Origin of the sequence: Streptomyces sp. NPDC004732 (assembly GCF_040609235.1) — a bacterium.
Taxonomy (GTDB): Bacteria; Actinomycetota; Actinomycetes; order Streptomycetales; family Streptomycetaceae; genus Streptomyces.
This window is the reverse complement of sequence record NZ_JBEXJR010000027.1, coordinates 1-19,184: the sequence shown is the minus strand read 5'-3', so window position 1 is coordinate 19,184 and position 19,184 is coordinate 1. Positions and strand designations below refer to the sequence as shown.

The 19,184-nt window shown below is 75.7% G+C and carries 16 protein-coding genes; 7 read left to right on the top strand and 9 right to left on the bottom strand.

The window, feature by feature from the left end; genetic code table 11:
- Positions 1-155 precede the first annotated feature (155 nt).
- Positions 156-1,610, bottom strand: a complete 1,455-nt coding sequence (locus tag ABZV77_RS42000) for a methoxymalonyl-ACP biosynthesis protein FkbH (protein WP_356268570.1) — start codon at positions 1,608-1,610, stop codon at positions 156-158.
- A 434-nt stretch (positions 1,611-2,044) separates the two neighbouring features.
- On the opposite strand from ABZV77_RS42000, the gene ABZV77_RS41995 reads away from it, so the two are divergent.
- Positions 2,045-4,717: an AfsR/SARP family transcriptional regulator gene (locus ABZV77_RS41995; protein ID WP_356268568.1), complete on the top strand. Its 2,673-nt coding sequence runs from the start codon at positions 2,045-2,047 to the stop codon at positions 4,715-4,717.
- Here the strand turns inward: ABZV77_RS41995 and ABZV77_RS41990 are convergent.
- Positions 4,668-7,814, bottom strand: coding sequence for a LuxR family transcriptional regulator (locus ABZV77_RS41990; RefSeq protein WP_356268566.1), 3,147 nt, complete (start codon positions 7,812-7,814; stop codon positions 4,668-4,670). The two genes, ABZV77_RS41995 and ABZV77_RS41990, sit on opposite strands and share 50 nt — an antisense overlap.
- A gap of 277 nt (positions 7,815-8,091) precedes the next feature.
- On the opposite strand from ABZV77_RS41990, the gene ABZV77_RS41985 reads away from it, so the two are divergent.
- Positions 8,092-8,847: a response regulator transcription factor gene (locus ABZV77_RS41985; RefSeq protein ID WP_356268564.1), complete on the top strand. Its 756-nt coding sequence runs from the start codon at positions 8,092-8,094 to the stop codon at positions 8,845-8,847.
- A gap of 308 nt (positions 8,848-9,155) precedes the next feature.
- Entirely contained in the window at positions 9,156-9,410 is a 255-nt protein-coding gene (locus ABZV77_RS41980; RefSeq protein ID WP_356268562.1) for a hypothetical protein, read from the top strand.
- Between the two features lie 144 nt (positions 9,411-9,554).
- Here the strand turns inward: ABZV77_RS41980 and fabG are convergent, their stop codons facing one another.
- Entirely contained in the window at positions 9,555-10,259 is a 705-nt protein-coding gene (gene fabG / locus ABZV77_RS41975) for a 3-oxoacyl-ACP reductase FabG (protein WP_356268560.1), read from the bottom strand.
- A 453-nt stretch (positions 10,260-10,712) separates the two neighbouring features.
- Here fabG and ABZV77_RS41970 point away from each other — a divergent pair, with 453 nt between their 5' ends.
- Entirely contained in the window at positions 10,713-11,582 is an 870-nt protein-coding gene (locus ABZV77_RS41970) for a helix-turn-helix domain-containing protein (protein WP_356268558.1), read from the top strand.
- A 20-nt stretch (positions 11,583-11,602) separates the two neighbouring features.
- Here the strand turns inward: ABZV77_RS41970 and ABZV77_RS41965 are convergent, their stop codons facing one another.
- Positions 11,603-12,298: a triacylglycerol lipase gene (locus ABZV77_RS41965; protein ID WP_356268603.1), complete on the bottom strand. Its 696-nt coding sequence runs from the start codon at positions 12,296-12,298 to the stop codon at positions 11,603-11,605.
- 117 nt (positions 12,299-12,415) lie between these two features.
- The gene (locus ABZV77_RS41960) at positions 12,416-12,895 is read right to left on the bottom strand and encodes a hypothetical protein (protein WP_356268556.1); all 480 of its coding nucleotides are present in this window, start codon (positions 12,893-12,895) and stop codon (positions 12,416-12,418) included.
- Between the two features lie 308 nt (positions 12,896-13,203).
- Here ABZV77_RS41960 and ABZV77_RS41955 point away from each other — a divergent pair, with 308 nt between their 5' ends.
- Positions 13,204-14,652, top strand: a complete 1,449-nt coding sequence (locus ABZV77_RS41955) for a multicopper oxidase domain-containing protein (RefSeq protein ID WP_356268554.1) — start codon at positions 13,204-13,206, stop codon at positions 14,650-14,652.
- Between the two features lie 74 nt (positions 14,653-14,726).
- On the opposite strand, the gene ABZV77_RS41950 is transcribed toward ABZV77_RS41955, so the two are convergent.
- Complete coding sequence (locus ABZV77_RS41950) at positions 14,727-15,200, bottom strand: carboxymuconolactone decarboxylase family protein (protein ID WP_055569372.1); 474 nt, start codon at positions 15,198-15,200, stop codon at positions 14,727-14,729.
- A 117-nt stretch (positions 15,201-15,317) separates the two neighbouring features.
- Positions 15,318-16,250, bottom strand: a complete 933-nt coding sequence (gene sigJ / locus ABZV77_RS41945) for an RNA polymerase sigma factor SigJ (RefSeq protein WP_356268552.1) — start codon at positions 16,248-16,250, stop codon at positions 15,318-15,320.
- Positions 16,251-16,395: 145 nt separating this feature from the next.
- Here sigJ (ABZV77_RS41945) and ABZV77_RS41940 point away from each other — a divergent pair, with 145 nt between their 5' ends.
- Positions 16,396-16,779 carry a nuclear transport factor 2 family protein gene (locus tag ABZV77_RS41940; RefSeq protein WP_356268550.1) on the top strand — a complete coding sequence of 128 codons (384 nt, stop codon included), beginning with the start codon at positions 16,396-16,398 and terminating at the stop codon, positions 16,777-16,779.
- A 73-nt stretch (positions 16,780-16,852) separates the two neighbouring features.
- On the opposite strand, the gene sigJ (ABZV77_RS41935) is transcribed toward ABZV77_RS41940, so the two are convergent.
- Entirely contained in the window at positions 16,853-17,788 is a 936-nt protein-coding gene (gene sigJ, locus ABZV77_RS41935; RefSeq protein ID WP_356268548.1) for an RNA polymerase sigma factor SigJ, read from the bottom strand.
- Positions 17,789-18,380: 592 nt separating this feature from the next.
- Between sigJ (ABZV77_RS41935) and wrbA the strand changes: the two genes are divergently transcribed.
- The gene (gene wrbA / locus ABZV77_RS41930; RefSeq protein WP_356268546.1) at positions 18,381-18,995 is read left to right on the top strand and encodes an NAD(P)H:quinone oxidoreductase; all 615 of its coding nucleotides are present in this window, start codon (positions 18,381-18,383) and stop codon (positions 18,993-18,995) included.
- Between the two features lie 97 nt (positions 18,996-19,092).
- On the opposite strand, the gene ABZV77_RS41925 is transcribed toward wrbA, so the two are convergent.
- Positions 19,093-19,184, bottom strand: a 92-nt coding sequence (locus tag ABZV77_RS41925) for a PhzA/PhzB family protein (RefSeq protein ID WP_356250083.1), incomplete at its 5' end; no start/stop codon positions are given.

Here is a 19,184-nt window from a genome sequence, read left to right as displayed (position 1 = left end):
GGCCCGGCGGGCAGGCCAGTGGCCAGGGCGGGGCGAACCGGGCGGTGGACGTGCGGCGTTGCTACCTGGGGCGGGACGCGGTGCCGCGCGGGCGAAGGCGCACAGCCCGGCGGCCGCGGGGACGGGGCCCACCGGACGGGCCGGTGGCCGGTCGCTCAGCCGTCGGCCGGGGCGGGGCGAACCGGGCGGAGGGTGGGGAGCGTTGCCTCGTACGGGCGGGACGTGGTGGTGCGCGGCGGGCGGGGCCGGGCGGGTGTGGCCGGGCGGGGGCTGCCGGTTGGTGCCTCCGGGCCCTCGGGGGCGCGGCGTGCGCCGGTGGGGCCCGGCGGGGCGGGCAGTGGGGCGGTGAACCAGCCGTCCTGCAGCAGCCGTTCGACGTGCAGGGCCGGGTCGGCGCCCAGGGGAATGACGGCGACGGCGGGCAGGCGGTCGCGGACCCGGGCGCAGGCGTTCTCGCAGGGGTCGGCGAGGACCAGACCGGCCATGTCGATGCCCAGCCGCCGCGCGACCTCGCGCACACCGGCGTCCCGGGGCCGCGCACCCGCCTCGGTGGCAGCGGGCTCGCCCCCGTCCGGGTGCAGGTCCGGCCGCGCGGGCGGGAGTTGGCGGTCCGGCCCCTGCTCGCCCCGGCCGGTGACGGCGAGCAGGACGCCCTGGGCGGCGAGCTGGCGCAGGGTGGAGTGCAGCGCGGCGTGGGGAGCACCGCCGGGGCCGGGGCCGCCCGTCGGCTCGTCGAGCAGTCCGGCCCACAGGGCGCCGTCCAGGACGAGGCAGGTGCGGGCCGGGCCGCGGCGCGCGCGCAGCAGGTGGCCGACCTCGCGGGCGTAGGCGGCCACCAGCGCGTCGGTGAAGGGCGTGCCGGTCCGGGCGGCCGTGCGGGCGTCGCGGGCCGGGCCGGTCTCGGCGATGAGCGGGTCCAGGTCCACGGCGGCGAGCCGGGGATGGGTGGCCGCGAGCCGCAGCAGCCCGGCGTTGAGGTCGCGCCAGATCGCCGAGAGCTGGGTGCGCTGGCGCTCGTCGGTGAGCTGGTGGGTGTGGTGGCGCAGCAGCGGCAGCGTGTTCAGGACGAGGGTGCCCTGCCCGTGCTGCGCGTGGGCCGCGGCCAGCGCCCGCAGCCGGGCGGCCAGCCGGGCGCAGGCCGGTTCGGCGTCCTCCAGGCTCCAGGGCACGCCCAGCTCGTCGAAGACGGCACCGGCATCCAGCAGACACAGCGTCAGATCGGCGCGTACGTGGGTGAGTTGCCCGCCGGGATCGCCCAGGTCGCGCAGATAGGCGCCGCGCTCGCCGGTGACCAGGCGCAGCGGCATGCCGTGCCGGGCCAGTTCGGCGGCGAGCGGGCCGCCGAGGTCGGGCAGGGCGGCGTGGCCGGTGAGGGTGATCGTGGCCAGGGGCGTGCCCGGGTGGCGGGCGAGGATCTCGGCCGGGTCCACGGCCGCCAGGATCCGGCCGCAGGCCAGCAGTTCCTCCAGGACCTCGGCGCTGTCGCGGCCGCCGGGGTCGGTGGCCTCGGCGAGCAGCGGGGCCACCTCGGGCCAGCGGGCGGCCAGCCGGCCGTCCGTGTGCAGGGCGTGCAGCCGTTGGGCGGGCGAGGGCCGCGGCGGTGTGGTCATGGGCCGGTGTCTCCTTCGGTGAACTCCTCGGATCCCGGCTGCGGCGGGAGGCAGCAGAGGCGGGCGGCGGGCCGGGGCGGGCGGCCCTGCCCGGTGCCACGTGCGCGCCCCCGGGTCGCGGGCGCCACCGGGGCCGCGGCGTGCCCGTCGGCCGGCCCACGGCCCACCGGCCCCCGCGGAGCTGCCCGGCCGGGGCCGGGCACTTTGGTGGTGACGTTCCGTACCCTGCCCAGTTCGGCTAAAGGGAGGCTTGTGGAGGTTGGGGGCGCCCTGCGGCACGGCACGCCCGCGTCGGCTGCCGCGCCCGGGGTCAGGGGGCTCCCGGCGGGCGGACAGGGGCACCGGCGTCCGATGCCGGGGGGCCCGGCCCGGCTACGGTGGCCCCCCGCCGGGCCGGGCGTCCCGCGCCGGGCGGGCAAGGGGGCGGGGGGCGGATGCGGTTCAGGGTGCTGGGACCACTGGAGGTGCGCCGCGCGGCCGACGGCCACCCGGTGACGCCGGGCGCGGCCAAGGTCCGCGGTGTGCTGGCGACCCTCCTGGTACGGGCGGGTGAGGTGGTGTCGGTGGACACCCTCGTCGACGAGCTGTGGGGCGAGCATCCGCCGCGCACCGCGCTGACCACCCTGCAGGTCTACATCTCGCAGCTGCGCAAGCTCCTGCGGCAGGTGGAGCCGGAGTCCGGCGGGGCGGCGCTGCTGACCCGCGCCCCGGGCTATCTGCTGCAGGTCGACCCCGCCCAGCTGGACCTGGCCGCCTTCCAGACGCTGCACCACAGCGGCCGGGAGGCGCTGGACCGCGGCGAGTACGCGGCCGCCGCCGCGCTGCAGCGCCGGGCGCTGGCCCTGTGGCGCGGCCCGCTGCTGCCGGACACCGCGCACGGCGCCGTGCTGGCCGCCGCGGCGGTGCGGGTGCACGAGGTGCGCATCGCCGCGCTGGAACAGCGGATGCGGGCCGGGCTGCAGCTGGGCCACCACAAGGAGCTGCTGGGCGAACTGCAGGTGCTGGCCGCCGAGTTGCCGCTGCACGAGGAGTTCCACGCCCATCTGATGGTGGCCCTGTACCGGGCGGGGCGGCCCGCGGACGCCCTGGACGTGTTCGGCCGGCTGCGGCACACCCTGGTCCAGGAGCTGGCCATCGAGCCGGGCCTGCGGCTGCGGCGGCTGCAGCACCGCGTCCTGGCGGGCGACCGGGCCCTGCTGCGCCCCGGCGCCGCCCGCCCGGCCGCCGCCGACCTGCCGCGGGCCGCGGCCGCGGCGCCCGCCCCGGCCCCGGCGCCCGTGGAGCAACTGCCCGCCGCGGACGGGGGGTTCACCGGGCGGGCCGCGGAGCTGGCGCGGCTCGGCGCGTGGCTGGCCCGGCCCGGCGGCGGCTGTCTGCAGATCTCCGGACCGGCCGGGGCGGGCAAGACCGCGCTGGCCGTGGCCGCCGCGCACCGGGCCCGGACCGCGTTTCCCGACGGGCGGGTGCTGGTGCGGCTGCGCGGCGGCGACGGCCGGCCGCTGGAGAGCACGCAGGTGCTGGTCCAGCTCCTGGCCGCGCTGGGCGCCGCCGGGCCCGCGCCCCGCTCCGGCGAGGAACTGCGCGAGGCGGTGCGGCAGTTGACGTACGGGCGGCGGATCCTGCTGGTCCTGGACGACGCGGCCGATGCCGGGCCGCTGCGGGCCCTGACCCCGCTGGTCGGGCAGAGCGTGCTCCTGGTCACCTGCCGCCCCGCCCTGCCCGACCTGCCGGGCCCCGCGCTGGCCCTGGACGCGCTCGACGCCCCGGAGGCCCGGCAGCTGCTGACGGCCGCGGGCACCCCGCCGCCCGGCGCCCCCGCCCCGGACCCCGAGCACACCGGACGGGCGGCACCGGCCGAGCCCCCGGCCGAACACTCCGAGCACTCCGAACTGGCTGAACTGGCTGCACTGTGCGGGCGTTTCCCCGGGCCGCTGCGCGCCCTGGGCCGGCACCTGGCCGCCCACCCCCACCACTCCCCCGCCCTGCTGGCCACCCGGCTGCGCCCGGAGAGCACCCGCCTGGGCGAGCTGCACGCCCTGGACGAGGCGGGCCACCGCCAGCTGTGCGCGGTGTACGACGCGGCGCCCGAGGCCGACCTGCGCGCGGCCCGGCTGCTGAGCCTGCTGCCCGCCGGGACCTTCACCCGCGAGGACGCCGCCACCGTGCTGGGCATCCGGCCCGAGGCCGCCGAGCACACCCTGAACTCCCTGACCCGGGCGGGCCTGCTGGGGCCCGGGCCACAAGGCCACGGCCACCAGTTCCCCGCCCTGACCCGGCTGCTGGCCGCCGAGCGGCGCGCGGCCGAGAGCCCCGGCGCCCCGCTGCGCGCTGCCCTGGCCCGCCTGTGCGCGGCCGCCGTCCGGTCGCTGGCCGCACGGCCCGCCGGGCACGGCGAACTGCCCGCGCCCGCCTGGTCGGCCGACCGCCGGGACGCGCTGGCCGCCCTGACCGGCCAGGCCCATGCGGCGGGCCTGTGGGCCCAGACCGTCCGGCTGGCCGCCGCCATGTCCGCCTTCCTGGAGACCTCGGCCGCCTGGGACGCCTGGCAGCACACCCACACCCTGGCCCTGGACGCCGCGGACCGCCTGGGCGACCAGGGCGCGGCGGCGGGGCTGCTGCGCTCGCTGGGCGATCTGGCCTGGCAGCGCCACCGCCCGTCCGCCGCCCGCGACTTCTACCGGCGTGCCCTGCGGGCCGCGGACAGCGGCGCCGCCCCCCACGAGCGCGGGCGCATCCTGGCGGGCCTGGCGGACCTGCACCTGGAGGCGGGGGCCGCCGCCAGCGCCGCCCGCCTGGTCACACCCGTGCTGCGCGAGACGCCCGAGGACACCCGCGGCTGCTACGAGGCCCGCCGCGTCCTGGCCCTGCACGCCCTGCACACCACCGGCAGCGCCGCGGCCCGCCCCCACTTCCAGCACTGCCTGGCGCTGGCGGGCGTCCTGGGCGACCGCCGGCTGGAGGCCTATGCGCGGCGCTGGCTCGACCGGCTGCACGCGGCCGGACCGCCCCACCCCGCCTGGGCCGAGGTCCGCCCCGGCGCCTGGTCCGCGGGCCCGCTCACGACCCGTCGTACTCCAGATCCGGCGGCAGCTGGCTGCGGCGGCTGATGCCCAGCTTGCGGTAGATCTTGGTCAGATGCTGCTCGATGGTGCTGGTGGTGACGTACAGCTTCGCCGAGATCTCCCGGTTGGTGTAGCCGAACGCGGCCAGCGCCGCGACCCGTTGCTCGGGTGCGGTGAGCCGGGCCGACCCGGCGGGCGAGGGGCCGGGGCCCGTGGTGCGGGCCGTTCGCAGGTCGGTGCGGCCCGGCAGGATGCGCTCGCACAGCGCCAGGGCCCCGCAGTCGGCCGCCAGGTGCCAGGCCCGGCGGGCCAGGATCCCGGCCCGGTTGCCCTCCCCGGCCAGTTGCAGGGCGTCGGCCAGGTCGGCCAGGGCGTGTGCGTGCTCCAGCCGGTCGCCGCAGCGGCGCAGTTCCTCCAGGGCGCGGGAGAGCAGCGCGGGCCGCTCGGCCAGGGGGGCCAGGGCGGCGCGCAGCCGCAGGGCGGCGCCCTGCGGGCGGGGGTCGCGCCCGGTGGGCAGGTCCGCCTGCTCGGCGATGAGGCGCGCGGCCCGCTCGCGCTCGCCCAGGTGCACCAGGGCGCGGGCGGCGTCGCTGCGCCAGGGCAGGTGCCGGGGGTGGTCAAGACCCCAGCGCCGGGCGAGTTGGCCGGCGTCGAGGAACTCCGCGAGGGCGGCGGTGTGGCGGTGGGTGGCCAGGTAGTAGTGGCCGCGGGCGCGCAGCTGGTCGAGCGCGTACACGCTGTCGAACAGCGCGTCGGGCAGCGGCGGTTCGAGCCGCCGGGCGGCCTCGTCGTACTCCCCGGTGGCCGTGTACGCGGCGATCTCCACCGCGGTCAGTGCGGACCGCAGCAGCCCGCCGCGCTCCTCCACGGCCTCGGCGGCCGCGGCCGCGGCCTGCCGGGCCCCTCGGGGATCGCCCAGGCGCAGCAGGGCCTGCGCGTGCAGCAGCCCGAGGGCGGCGAACCAGCCCGGGGCACGCTGGCGGTCCGCCTCGGCCTGCAGCTTCTGACACCACACGAGCGCCCGGTCGTTGTGATCGGCGTGTACGAGGCTGCGGATCTCGCGGAGCACCAGGTCGAGGGTGTGGTGCGTCAACGGGGTGTCCTTCAGGACACGTTCGACGACCGCTTCGTCCCGCCCGGCGGGCGCGGGAGGCCACAGGGCGGCGGTGGCGGCGCGCAGGCGGGCGGTGTCCGGGGCGGGTACGGCGTGGACGTCGGCGGGGGCTTGGGGGCGGGCGTCGGCGCGGGTGCGGGTGTCAGCGTGGGTGCGGGGGTCAGCGTGGGTGCGGGCATCGGTGTCGGTGCCGGTGCGGGCATCGGTGCCGGTGCGGGCCCGGACGTCAGCACGAGTGTCAGCGTCGGCGTAAGTATCGGTGCGGACGCGGGCATCGGTGTCGGTGCGGGCGGGGGCGTCAGCGCGGGCGCGGGCCTCGGCGTGGACGTGGGCGTCAGCGCGGGCGCGGGCCTCGGCGTGGACGTGGGCGTCAGCGCGAGTGTCAGCGTGGGCAGCGGCGCGGGCGTGGGCAGCGGCGCGGGCGCGGGCATCGGCGCGGGTTCGGGTGTCAGCACGAGCGTCAGCGCGGGCATCGGTGCGGGCAGCGGCAGCGGCGCGGGCGTCGGCATGGACGTGGGCAGCGGTGCGGGCGGAGGTCCCGGCGTGGGCTGGGGTGAGGGGGAGCAGGTCGCGTAGTGGGTCCTCGCCCCGGTCGCCCGCCGCCCGCCGCCGCTCGGCGTGTTCCAGCGCCGCTCCGGCCTGCTCGATGCGGCCCTGGGCGAGCAGCGTGCGGGCGAGCAGGGCGGCCTGGCCGTAGCCCAACTCGCCCCGGTCCAGGGCCTGGAGGGGCTCGGCGAGGTGCTGTTCGGCCCGGGCGGGATCGGTGCGGCGCACCAGCTCCGCGAGCCGCAGGTCCAGGGCCCGGCGGCCGGTGCCGGGCGCGCTCAGCCGGCGGGCCAGCCGCAGACAGTCCACCGCGCCGACGCTGTCGTCCTCCACCAACGCCTGCCGCGCGGCCTCGGCGAGCACCGCCACCGCCCAGCCGTCCGGCTCCGGCCTGCCGGGGTGACCCGGGGCGGCACCGTATAAGGGGCCGTGGGCCAGCAGGAGGCGGCGGGCCGTGGTGGCCGCCGGGGCGCCGTGGGCGTGCAGGACCCGCGCGGCCCGCGCGTGCAGGGCGGACCGGGCGTGGGGAGTTGCTGCCGCCAGGACCGCGGCCGCGACGGCGGGGTGGCGCAGGTGCCACTGGGTGACCAGGCCCGCCTTGTCCAGGACGTCGCGGGCGTGGGCGGCCGTCCGGGAGGTGATCCCGGCCGTCTGGGCGACCCGTTCGGCGCTCGCGTCCTGGCCCAGTACCGCAAGGGCCTCGGCCAGGCGGCCCGCCGCCTGGCCGCTGCGCCGCAGGCAGGCGGCGGCCGCCTGCAGGAACGGCCCGTCCGGGGCGGGCCGTTCCGGCCCGCCGCCCTCGCCGGGCGGCGTCGCCTCCTCGTCGAGCAGGGCCTTGCACAACAGCGGGCTGCCGCCGGTCAGCTCGTACAGGCGGGCGGCAGGCAGCGCCGGGGCCGGGCCGGGCGCGGCGGCGGCGGCCAGGGCCGTGCCGCGCGGGCTCAGTCGGTCCACGCGGATCCGGCAGAAGTCCTCGTGGTGCAGGAACGGGGCGCCCGGCGCGGGCGCGTGGGGCCCGCGGACGCCAAGGATCTGCCCCAGGGCGAGCAGCACCGGCGCGCGGTGCGGGCTCCGGCTCAGGTGCACCAGATGCTCCAGCGAGGCCGCATCGCAGTCCTGCAGATCGTCCACGCACACCACGACGGGCGCCCGGGCGGCCAGCGTCCGCACGGCGGTGCCGAATTCCTCGGGGGTGCAGCGCGCTGCCGCGGCGTGCGGGGGCAGCAGGCCGGCGGGCAGGGCGTGCAGGAGGCGGCGCAGCACGCCGTGCGGCGGCGGCGCGGCGCCGGGGGCGGGCTGGGCGTGCAGGATGTGCGCGCCGCTGTCGGCGGCGTGCCGGGTCAGGCGGCGCAGCAGCTGGGTGGTGCCGCACCCGGCCGCGCCCTCGACGAGCACGACGGCCGTCTGCCCGGCCGTGCAGCGTCGCCATGCCTCCTGCAACCGGCCCCACTGTGGCTCGCGTTCGAGTTCGACTGGCAGCATTGCGCCCCCCCCTGGCTGTAGGGGTCAGTGTCCGGCGCACTGGGGGGCTCAGGGCGGTTGTGGGGCCGGGCACAAGCTGCGCGGCAGCAATTTCCCGGTGCCCCACATCGGGCGGCCGGCCCGGCACCTGCCCGAACCCGTGCCCGCAGTTGCCCGTTCCCTGCGGGGAGTTGGGGTTGTGCTGTGGGTGCGCTGACCCGGAGCTGGCACGGCGTTTCCTACGGTGGCCGACGTCCCGTAACCGTCTTTGACGTCTGTTTCGCTTGGGAGGCGAGCCATGAGCCTGGCGCCGGCCGACGTGACCAGCGCCCGCGCGGTGCCGCGGCGAGAGCTGCCGCTGCCCGGGGCCAGTGCCGGGGACCCGGCGCACCCGGCCTGGCGGATCCTGCTCGTGGACGCGCGCGCCGAGGACGCCCGGCCGCTGGCCGAGGCCCTGCGCCGGTACGGGCACCAGGTCGAGCAGGCCTGCGACGGCTTCGCCGCGCTGGAGACGTACGAGGCGATCGACGTCGATGTGGCGCTGCTCGACCTGGATCTGCCGGACGTGGACGGGCTGCAGGTGTGCCGCCAACTGGGCGCCTCGGGGCGCACCGGGGTCCTCGCGCTCACCGCCCGCGGGGACGAACTGGACGTGGTGCGGGGCCTGCGGGCCGGGGCCGACGACTATCTGGTCAAGCCGTGCGGGCTGCGGGAGCTGCAGGCCCGGATGGAGGCGGTGATGCGCCGGGTGCGACCCCGCCCGCCCTCCCCCGTCCTGTCGATCGGGGCGCTGCGCATCGACGCGGCGCTGCGCGAGGTCCGCCTGGGCGGGCGCCGGATCGCGGTGACCCGCAAGGAGTTCGACCTGCTGCACCTGCTGGCCGCGCAGCCCGGGACGGTCATCACGCGCGACCGGCTGATGCGGGAGGTGTGGGCGGGCTCCTGGTCCCGGCGCACCGTGGACACCCACGTCAGCAGCCTGCGCGCCAAGCTCGGCTCGCGGGAGTGGATCGTCACCGTGCACGGGGTGGGCTTCCGCATCGGGCAGGACTGAACCCGCCCGGCCCCGCCCGGCCCGGCGGGGCTCAGCGGGGCTCAGCGGCGCTTGTGGGACTTCAGGTACCAGGCGGCGGCGACGGCAAGGACGACGAGGACGAGGAGGATCTTCATAGGTCCCGGTTGTCCCCGATCGCGCGGGACATGCCTGCCGCAGGGCCGCCGTGTCGCCGGTCCGCCGCGGGTGGTCCACGGTGATCAGGACGAGTCGTCCCGCCCTGCGCGGGTACCTGCCCCCCAGCTCCGGGCGGCCCGGCCGGGCCGAAGGCAAGGCATTCCGGGGCCCGGCGGTCGAGAGGAGACATCGTGAGCGGACAGGTACCGGCATCCCCCGGCGCGGACGGCAGCGCGCCCGTGCCCAGGGACCCGCCCGACCAGCAGGCCGACGGCGCGCCCGACCCCTGGGAGGCGGCCCGGAGCGAGCCCTCCGCGGCGGACGCGGACGACGGGGCGGACACGGACGTGCCCGACACCGACGAGGCAGGCACCGGCCGGCGCGGCAGCGCCCGGGAGACGGGCGCGCCGTCCCAGGACCCGGCGCCGGAGGAGCCCTCCGGGTGAGGGCGCGGCGGCAGCACACGGGCAGGACGAGGGAAAGGGAGCAGCGGTGGGGTCGGGACAGCGGGCGGACCGCATCCGGCGTCCCGCTGCCCCGACCGTACCCATATGCCCGTATTCATCCGTGGAGGGCGGCGGCGGGGCGCCCTAGTGCCCCATCCCGGCGCCGCCGTCCACCGGCAGGACCGCGCCGGTGATGTACCCGGCCTGCGGCGAGGCGAGGAAGGCGATGGCGGCGGCCGTCTCCTCGGGGGCACCCAGGCGGCCCAGCGGGATCTGGCCGACCATGCCCGCGCGCTGCTCGTCGCTGAGCGTCCTGATCATGTCGGTGTCGGTCAGGCCGGGCGTGACGACGTTGAAGGTGATGTTGCGGGAGCCCAGTTCGCGGGCCATGGAGCGGGCGAAGCCGACCAGTGCGGCCTTGGAGGCGGCGTAGTTGGCCTGGCCGCCCTCGCCGCGCAGCGCCACCGCCGAGGAGACGAGCACCACGCGCCCGGCCCGGGCGCGCAGCATGGCCCGGCTGGCGCGTTTGACCGCCCGGAAGGTGCCGGTGAGGTTGGTGTCCAGGACGGCGGTGAAGTCGTCCTCGCTCATCCGCATCAGCAGCTGGTCCCGGGTGATGCCCGCGCAGCACACCAGCACCTCGACGGGTCCGTGGGCCTGTTCGGCCTCCTTGAAGGCGGCGTCGACCTGGGCGGTGTCGGTGACGTCGCAGCGGATCGCGAGCAGCCCCTCGGGGGGTGCGGCGCTGCGGTAGGTGACGGCGACGCGGTCGCCCGCGGCCTGCAGGGCGCGGGCGGTGGCCAGGCCGATGCCGCGGCTGCCGCCGGTGACGAGGACGGAACGGGACACGGGTGACCTCTCTGCAGGTGTCGGGGTACTCTGCGCGCCGCGCGTGATGCCGCGCGGCACGGCGCCTCCAGCGGCGCTCGAGGAGCGGCCTGCAAGCTGATCCGCTCAGTACGAACAGGGGTGGCTCCCGGGCCGGTTGGGGCGCGCGCGGAGCCTTGGGGGAAAGTGGAGAACGGATGCGGTGCCTGGTTCAGGGCCAGGGCGTACCGGCGGCGTGCGGGGGCACGGCCGGGGTGCGCCGCCGGTGCGCGACGAGCGCGCTGCGACAACGTCAACACCCCCCGGCGGCCGGGGAATGCCGCGTCGGTCGCCGTACGGCGAGATCCAGGCCGTCATTGTGGGGGCCGCCCGGGGGCCGGTGCCAGGACGGATTTCTTCCTGTGGCCGAATTTCAGGAAATAGCCCTGCCGGTAAGCGGACCGGCCGCGGGCGGGGCAGGCAGGAGGGCAAGCGGTGGACAATAAGGCCGCCCTGCGGCAGCTGCTGCGGTGGAAGCGGAGCCGGCTGGAGCCCGCGTCCGTGGGGCTGCGCCCGCGCACCGGCCGCGGGCGGCGCGCCCCGGGGCTCTCCCAGGCGCAGGTCGCCCAGCTCCTGTACGTCTCCGAGCGCACCTACGCCCAGCTGGAGCGGGGCGAAATGCCCTCCCCCGCCGCCGACTTCCTGGACCGGGTCTGCAGCGTCCTGCGCCTGGAGGAGGGCGAGCGGACGGCGCTGTACGTCTATGCGCTGGGCCACGAGCCGCCCCGGCCGCAGGACCCGCTGGCCGGGCAGGACATCCACGGCGCCTGGCACGAGGCGGTGCGCAGCGTCACCCGGCCCTGCTACGTCAACGACGTCGCCTGGAACGTGCTGGCCTGCAACGAGGCGTTCCTCGCCATGTTCCCGCGCGCCCCGGGGGCCCCGCCCGCCCTGCCGGACCGGAACCTGATGCGCTACATGCTGCTGCGGGAGGCGGCGCGCGAGCACCACCTGATGGACTGGGAGACGCAGTGGGCCCGGCCGCTGGCCGCCCAGCTGCGCAAGGCCGTGGCCCTGTATCCGGGCAACAGCGACCTGCAGGAGCTGGACAAGGAGGTGGAGGCCGACCCGGTGGCCGGTCCCATCTACCGCACGGACCCGGTCACTTACGTCCAGCCCAGCGGGGCCACCCGCCCGGTGCGCATGCCCTGGACCGGTCCGCCGGACCCGCGGGGCGGCGCCGAGCGGTGCTGCGCGCGGCATCTGCCCTCCCGGGCCGGGCAGGTCACCATGTGCGCGGCCGTGCCGCTGGGCTCGCCCGGCGCCCGGTTCTTCATCCTGGTCTTCGAGCCCGCACCCGCATAAGGAGCGGCGGGCGGCACGCCTCAGGGGGCGGGGGCGGCGAGGAAGGCCCGTACCCCCTGCGAGACGGCGTCGTCGCCCAGCAGGTCGTTGTGGGCCAGGCACCCGGCGCCGTGGTTGGCCGCCCCGGCCAGCGGGACGCTGTCGTCGGGGTTGATGACCTCGTCGCAGGCCGAGGCCCAGGTCGCGTACGCCACCGGGCCGGGCGTCTCGTCGCCCTGGGCGAGCCGGTCGGTGACGTAGGAGCCCGGCGTCATGTCCCGGCAGGCCTGCGACCACAGGGCGCAGGCCCAGGCCGTGGTGGTGCCGTGGTTGGGCCCGCCCAGCGAGACCCAGTGCGCGACGGCGGGCGCGCCGCCGCCGAACTTCACATACCAGCGGGTGACCAGGCTGCCGAAGGAGTGCGCCACCAGGTCGACGCGGTCGGCGCCGGTGCGGGTGCGCACCTCGGCGACGTAGGCGGCCAGTTGGCCCGCGAGGTCCTCGTTGACCGACCGGCTGGTGTCGTAGCCCCAGGAGAAGAGGTCGCCGTCGCCGTATCCGGCGGCCTTGAAGTCCGCCCGCAGGGACCCCCACACGCCGGGGTCGGCGTTGTAGCCGTGCACGAACACCACGGGCCGGGGCGCGGGGGCCTGGGCCGTCGCGGCGGGCGCGGCCGGCAGCAGCACGGCGAGCACGCACAGCCAGCCGAGCAGCAACCGCCGGGCACGCTTCTCCATCGCCACCAGGGCCTCCTCACCCAACACCGGACACGGCACGACACGGCACGGCGCCGCGGCACGCGCGGGCGCCGGGGTGATTGTGGGGCCGAGCGCGTCAGATGAGAAGAGCAGGGCTCACCCGGCCCCCTCCAGTGGTGTGGCGCAGCGGGCGCAGAAGCGGGCCTCGCGGTCGGCCGCCAGGCGGCCGCACTGCGGGCAGACCCGGTCGAGCAGGCAGACGGGCTCACCGGCGGCGGGGGCGGCCGGGGCGGGGCGGCGGTGGGCGGTGGTGTAGGTCAGGCCCTGCGCACCGGCGCGCAGGGTGTGGGCGGTGCGGGCGGGCAGCCAGGCCAGGGCGCCGGGGGCGAGCGGCAACAGGGCGTCGGGCAGGCGGAGTTCGCCGCTGCCCGCCAGCACGGTGAGCAGGATGCCGTGCCCGCTCCCGGCGGGCTCGCCCAGGTCCGCGCCGGGTGCCAGCCGGACGACGGCGGCGTCCAGGTCGCGGGCGTCGCCGCCCAGCGACCACACCAGGCTGACCGGTCCGCGGCCCGGGGCGCCGGTCTGTTCGGGGCCGAGGAAGACCGGGGCGGGGGCGCCGGGCTCGGTCATGGGCATACGCCGTCCTTCTTTCCTGCTCACGCTGCTGTACCGCTTCCTGTCCCGGCCCTGCTGTTCCGCTTGCTGTTCCGCTTGCTGTTCCGTTTCGCCCTCCCGCGGCCGTCCCGGCGTCACCGGAGCGAGGGGCTCCTGTCACCGCAGCGCCGTGGGGGGCGGGTGGGTACAAAGCGGATCCGAGTGAATCTCTAGCTGCCCCTGGTGAACTACCGCTGGCACCGCACGGCTTGACGCGGCCGCGCTCGTTGTCACGCACGCGGCTGCCCCGGCGGATGCCCCCATTTCACTCACGTACAGAGGAGGGCACCATGGTCACCCGACGCCGTCTGCTCGGCACAGGACTCGCCGCCGCGGGCGTAGGGCTCACCGGGGCGTCATTCACCCCCCTGCTCGGCGTGGACCGCGCCAAGGCCAGTCCGGCCGCGGCCACCGCGATACCCGAGCTGTTCGCCGTACCCATGCCCCAGATGCCGGTGCTCAGACCCACCTTCCGCACCGCGACCACCGACCACTACGACGTCGCGATGCGCCGGGTCCGCAAGGAGATCCTGCCGGGCATCCAGACCGATCTGCTCACCTACGAGGGGAACTTCCCCGGCGCGACCATCAAGGCGCGCAGCGGCCGCACCGTGGTCGTGCGCCACCGCAACGAGCTGGACGTGCCCACCTCGTCGCACCTGCACGGCGCCTCGGTCACCCAGGACAACGACGGCGACCCGATGGACACCCTCGCCCCGGGCGGGGACCGTCTTTACACCTATCCCAACAAGCAGCCGCACGCCTCGCTGTGGTACCACGACCACGCCCACCACATGGAGTCGGAGAACGTCTACCGCGGGCTGCACGGCAGTTACCTGCTCACCGACAGCATCGAGGACAAGCTGCCGCTGCCCAAGGGCGAGTACGACGTGGTGGTCGCCATCCGCGACGCGCACTTCGACGCGGCCGGGCAGCTCGTGTACGTCATGGACGACCAGCAGCGCTCCACGCTGCTGGTGAACGGGGCGCCCTACCCCTATTTCCAGGTCGCCGCCCGCAAGTACCGGCTGCGCCTGGCGAACATGTCCAACCAGCGTTTCCTGGGGCTGCGGCTGGCGGACGGCAGCGAGATCGTCCAGATCGGTTCGGACGGCGGTCTGCTGCCCCGCCCGTACGCCACCAACTCGGTCACCCTCTCGCCGGGCGAGCGCGTCGATGTCGTCGTCGACTTCTCCCGCTACAAGGTGGGCGACAAGGTGGTGCTGGAGAACACCATCATCTTCGCCGGCTCCGCCGAGCAGGTCGGCCAGGTGATGCGGTTCGACGTGGTGCGCACGGCCGTGGACACCAGCTCGGTGCCGACGGTGCTGCGGTCCCTGCCGGCGCTGCCCACGCCGACCAACGAGCGCACCATCGTGCTGAAGATGGAGGAGGGCGTCGCACACCCCAAGGGGTACATCGACGGCAAGATGTACGACCCGGCGCGGGTCGACTCCAGCATCCGCTTCGGGGCCAGCGAGGTGTGGACGGTCACCAACGCCAACCCCCGGGTGCCGCACAACTTCCACATGCACCTGGTGCAGTTCCGGGTGCTGGAGCGGGGCGGGAAGCCGCCGGCGCCCAATGAGTCGGGGCTGAAGGACACCGTGATCGTCGCGCCGGGCGAGACGGTCAAGCTGCAGGCGACCTTCGACAGCTACCGGGGCACGTACGTGTACCACTGCCACATGCTGGACCACTCGGCGATGGGCATGATGGCCACCATGAAGATCAGCTGAGGTGGGGCCGCCCGCGGCCGGGCCGGCCGCGGGCGGCCGCCCGCTCCCCCGCTCCCCCCCGGGTGCGGGGGCGGCTAGGCGAACTGGCCGACCCGGTAGTGCCCGGCGGGCTGCTGGGCCAGGATGTTGAGCCGGTTGAAGGCGTTGATCAGGGCGATGGTGGACAGCAGGGCGGCGAGCTGGTCCTCGTCGTAGTGGCGGGCGGCGTTCGCCCATGCCTCATCGCTCACGCCGCCGGCCGCGTCGGCCACCCGGGTGCCCTGCTCGGCCAGCTCCAGTGCGGCGCGCTCGGCCTCGGTGAAGACCGTCGCCTCCCGCCACGCCGCGACCAGGTTGAGGCGCACCGCGCTCTCCCCGGCGTGCGCGGCCTCCTTGGTGTGCATGTCGATGCAGAAGCCGCAGCCGTTGATCTGGCTGGCGCGCAGCCGCACCAGTTCCTGTGTCGAGGCGGGCAGCTCCGAGTCCGCGGCCGCCTTGCCCGCCGCGGCCAGGTACTTCAGGAACTTGGCCGAGACGGGGTTGTCGAAGAGGTTCAAGCGAGCGTCCATGGTGGGCTCCTCTGCCGTGCTGGTGCGTACACAGCTGAGACCAGATGGCCCGCGCGGATGTGACAGTCACCCCGGTGACCTGCCCGTTTCCCCGCACCTTGCAGCAGGGGGCAGGGGTCAGCCGGTGGTCCAGGGGCGGAGCTTTTCGGGGTTGCGCACGGCCCACAGGTGCTTGATGCGGTCGCCGGCGAAGTCGAAGGCCAGCACGGAGACGGTGACGCCGCCCTGCTGGACCACCAGGCCGGGCTCGCCGTTGACGGTGCGCTCCAGGATCGTCATGGCGGGCGCCTTGGCGGTGATGGTGACCAGGTAGCGGGCGATCTGCTCGCTGCCGCCGGTGGGGGGCGCGGCGTTGACCAGGCCGCCGCCGTCGGCCAGCCCGGTGGCGTCGGGGTCCAGGAGGCCGATGAGGGCGCCGATGTCCTTGGCCTCCCAGGCCTGCTTGAAGTCGCGGACCAGGTCGGCGCGCCGGGCCGTGGCGGCGGCCGGGGGCTGCTGGGCGCTGCGCAGGCGGCGCCGCGCGGAGGAGGCCAGCTGGCGGCAGGCGGCCGGGCTGCGGCCGACGCTTTCGGCCACTTCGGCGAAGGAGTAGCGAAAGACGTCGTGGAGGATGAACGCGACGCGCTCGGCCGGGGTCATGGACTCCAGGACGACCAGGAAGGCCATGTTGACCGACTCGTCCAGGGTGATCCGGTCGGCCGGGTCGGCGGTGCCCACCGAGCGGCCGCTGATCCACTCGGAGTGGTCGGGCAGCGGCTCGGGGATCCACTCGCCCACGTACCGCTCGCGCCGGGCCCGGGCGGAGCCGAGCAGGTCCAGGCAGATGCGGCTGGCCACGGTGGTGAGCCAGCCGCCGGGCGAGGCGACGGCCTCGCGCTGGGCGGGCGACATGGCATACCAGCGGGCGTAGGCCTCCTGCACGACGTCCTCGGCGTCGGCCAGCGAGCCCAGGAAGCGGTACGCGAGGTTGATCAGCTGACGCCGTTCGCTCAGGACCGTACTCAGGTCCGCCTCAAGCCGATCGTCCTCTGGCGCGGTCTGCGTCCTCATCGTCTCGCTTGCTCCCTTGGCCGGAATCTGCCGTCATCCCTACGACGAGACAGCCGGTGGGAATGTGAGGTCACCCTGCCCCGGCGGGGCGGACCTTCTGGCAGGATTCCAGCGCTCTCCTAGCCGTATCAAATAGTCATATGGCATGAGCAAACACAAAGCGATCGTGGAGCGGTACCGCGAGGGGGTCCTCAGCGGTGACCACGAGCTGGTCCTGTCCCTGGTGAGCGACGACGTGGTGTGGGAGAGCCTGGGCCAGATCCGGGTGCAGGGCAAGGACGCGCTGCGGGGCGTGGTGCAGAACAAGGACGGGGTCGCGGCCCAGGGCGTCGTGCAGCGGCCGGAGATCACCGTCGACCGGCTGATCGAGGAGGGCGACACCGTGGTGGCCACCGGGCGGGCGGCGCTGCCGCTGCCCACCGGCGCCAAGGCGGAGTTCCTCTTCTGCGACGTGTTCACCTTCGTCGGGGACGCGATCAGCCACCTGGAGAGCTACAAGGTCAGTCTGGCCCCGCCGCCGCAGGGCTGAGCGCGGCCCCGGCACGGCCCCGGCCCCGGCGTGGTGCCGGGGCCGGGGCCGTGCCGGATGTGCTGAGGGCGGGTCAGCCCGCCGTCCAGGGGCGCAGCTTCTCGGGGTTGCGGACCGCCCAGATGTGCTTGATGCGGTCGCCGTCGAAGTCGAAGGCCAGCACCGAGACGGTGACGCCGTCCTGCTGGGCGACCAGGCCGGGCTGGCCGTTGACGGTGCGCTCCAGGATCGTCAGGTCCGGGGCCCGGCCCAGCACGTCGGCGAAGACGTGGGCGATCTGCTCGCCGCCGGTGACCGGCAGCAGCTGGGCGCTGACCAGGCCGCCGCCGTCGGCGATGGTGGTGGCGTCGGGGTCCAGGAGCCCGATGAGGGCCTCGATGTCCTTGGCCTCCCAGGCCTGCTTGAAGTCGCGGACCAGGTCGGCGCGTTGGGCCGTGGCGGCCGCCGGGAGGCGGCGGGCGGCGCTGATGCGGCGGCGCGCGGAGGAGGCCAGCTGGCGGCAGGCGGCCGGGCTGCGGCCGACGATCTCGGCGACTTCGGCGAAGGAGTAGTGGAAGACGTCGTGGAGGATGAACGCGACCCGCTCGGCCGGGGTCATCGCGTCGAGCACGACGAGGAAGGCCATGTTGACCGACTCGTCCAGGGTGATGCGGTCGGCCGGGTCGCCGGTGCCGCCCGCGGGCCCGCTGATCCACTCCATGCGGTCGGGCAGCGGCTCGGGGATCCACTCGCCCACATACCGCTCGCGCCGGGCCCGGGCCGAGCCGAGCAGGTCCAGGCAGACGCGGCTGGCCACGGTGGTCAGCCAGCCGCCGGGCGAGGCGACGGCGTCGCGCTGCTCCTCGGACATCGCGTACCAGCGGGCGTAGGTCTCCTGCACCACGTCCTCGGCGTCGGCCAGCGAGCCGAGGAAGCGGTATGCGAGGTTGATCAGCTGCCGGCGCTCGCTGAGAACGGCCCGCAGGCCCGGTTCGAGCCGGCTGTCCTCCGGCTCCAGATGCATGCTCATGGTGTCGCCAACTCCCTTGGCTGCGCCCTGCCTTCACCAGTTCGATCAGGCGTCGCCCTGAGGGTGGCGCGCGTCACCTCACATTACAACGGGCTGCGTCGTCGTATGGCTGGAGATCGAATTCCTCCCGGGCCCCATCCCCCGGTTGTCCGGTGCCGGAATCCCCGCTCTCCGCTGCGGCTTCGGGCTCTTCGAAGCCGCACACCGTCCGCGAAGGAGAATTCCCGTGCATCTGATCTCGATCCGCGGCTCACCAGCCGGGCCGGGGCCCGCCGTATGCGGCGGGCGCCCGGGGAGCAAGGCCTCGCCCCGGAGCCGGGGCGCCTGCGGCTGACCAGGGCCGTGCAGGCTCCGGTTGGCGGGGGCCGCCGACGGTGCAGCACAGCCGGCGGCGCCCCGCGAACCGGACCGCGGCGGCCCGGCCGGGCCCCGCAATCTTTTTCTCCGCTTTTACCGTTTTACCGTTTCACCGACTGCTCCACCGGCCGGCCACTGCCGGTCGAATATCCCCAACAGGGGTGCGGCCTCGTCCCGTTCGGGCGGCCCGCCCCTGGCACCACCTGATAGAGCACGCAAAGAAAAGGAAACAGCTGTGGAACCTGTGAACGTTGCAATCATCTATTACAGCGCGACCGGCAACGTGCACACGTTGGCTCAGGCGGTGGCCGAGGGCGCGGAGAAGTCCGGCGCCCAGGTGCGGCTGCGCAAGGTCGCCGAGACCGCCCCGGACGCGGCGATCAGCTCCAACCCGGCCTGGGTCGAGCACCGGGCGGCCACCACCGATGTCGAGGAAGCCACCCACGACGACCTGTCCTGGGCGGACGCGGTCCTGTTCGGCACCCCGAGCCGGTTCGGCAACCCGGCCAGCCAGCTGCGGGCGTTCATCGACACCACCGGCCCGCTGTGGTTCGCGGGCAAGATCGCCGGGAAGGTGTTCTCCGCGTTCACGGCCAGCAACACCGCCCACGGCGGGCAGGAGTCGACGATCCTGGCGCTGTCGAACACCTTCTACCACTGGGGCGGCATCATCGTGCCCCCCGGCTACACCGACCCCATCCAGTTCCAGTCCGGCAACCCGTATGGCACCTCGCACGTGGCCACCGAGGGTGCGCCCGGCGACGTGGCGCTGCAGGCCGCCCGGCACCAGGCGCGCCGCGTGGTGGACACCGCGGCCGCGCTGAAGGCAGGCCGCAGCGAGATGCTCTGAGCCCCCGCTCCCCCGCGGGCTCGCAGGTGAATGGGGGCCGCCGACCTGTTGGTCGGCGGCCCCCACGCGTATGCGCGGCCACAGTGCGGCGGGTGGGTCAGGAGGGGATCCAGTCGCGTTTGATGTGGGGGGTGTCGATGCTGAGGGCGCGCATGTGTTCGATGGGGTTGGTGTATTCGCGGCTGGCGG

What these genes read in the sequence shown, in the direction of transcription:
- ABZV77_RS41960 (WP_356268556.1), bottom strand. Translation starts at nt 12,895, where the DNA reads ATGCCCATGACCGAGCCCGGCGCCCCCGCCCCGGTCTTCCTCGGCCCC.
- sigJ (WP_356268552.1), bottom strand. Translation starts at nt 16,250, where the DNA reads ATGAGGACGCAGACCGCGCCAGAGGACGATCGGCTTGAGGCGGACCTG.
- ABZV77_RS41940 (WP_356268550.1), top strand. Translation starts at nt 16,396, where the DNA reads ATGAGCAAACACAAAGCGATCGTGGAGCGGTACCGCGAGGGGGTCCTC.
- ABZV77_RS41965 (WP_356268603.1), bottom strand. Translation starts at nt 12,298, where the DNA reads ATGGAGAAGCGTGCCCGGCGGTTGCTGCTCGGCTGGCTGTGCGTGCTC.
- ABZV77_RS41955 (WP_356268554.1), top strand. Translation starts at nt 13,204, where the DNA reads ATGGTCACCCGACGCCGTCTGCTCGGCACAGGACTCGCCGCCGCGGGC.
- ABZV77_RS41950 (WP_055569372.1), bottom strand. Translation starts at nt 15,200, where the DNA reads ATGGACGCTCGCTTGAACCTCTTCGACAACCCCGTCTCGGCCAAGTTC.
- ABZV77_RS42000 (WP_356268570.1), bottom strand. Translation starts at nt 1,610, where the DNA reads ATGACCACACCGCCGCGGCCCTCGCCCGCCCAACGGCTGCACGCCCTG.
- ABZV77_RS41990 (WP_356268566.1), bottom strand. Translation starts at nt 7,814, where the DNA reads ATGCTGCCAGTCGAACTCGAACGCGAGCCACAGTGGGGCCGGTTGCAG.
- sigJ (WP_356268548.1), bottom strand. Translation starts at nt 17,788, where the DNA reads ATGAGCATGCATCTGGAGCCGGAGGACAGCCGGCTCGAACCGGGCCTG.
- ABZV77_RS41985 (WP_356268564.1), top strand. Translation starts at nt 8,092, where the DNA reads ATGAGCCTGGCGCCGGCCGACGTGACCAGCGCCCGCGCGGTGCCGCGG.
- ABZV77_RS41995 (WP_356268568.1), top strand. Translation starts at nt 2,045, where the DNA reads ATGCGGTTCAGGGTGCTGGGACCACTGGAGGTGCGCCGCGCGGCCGAC.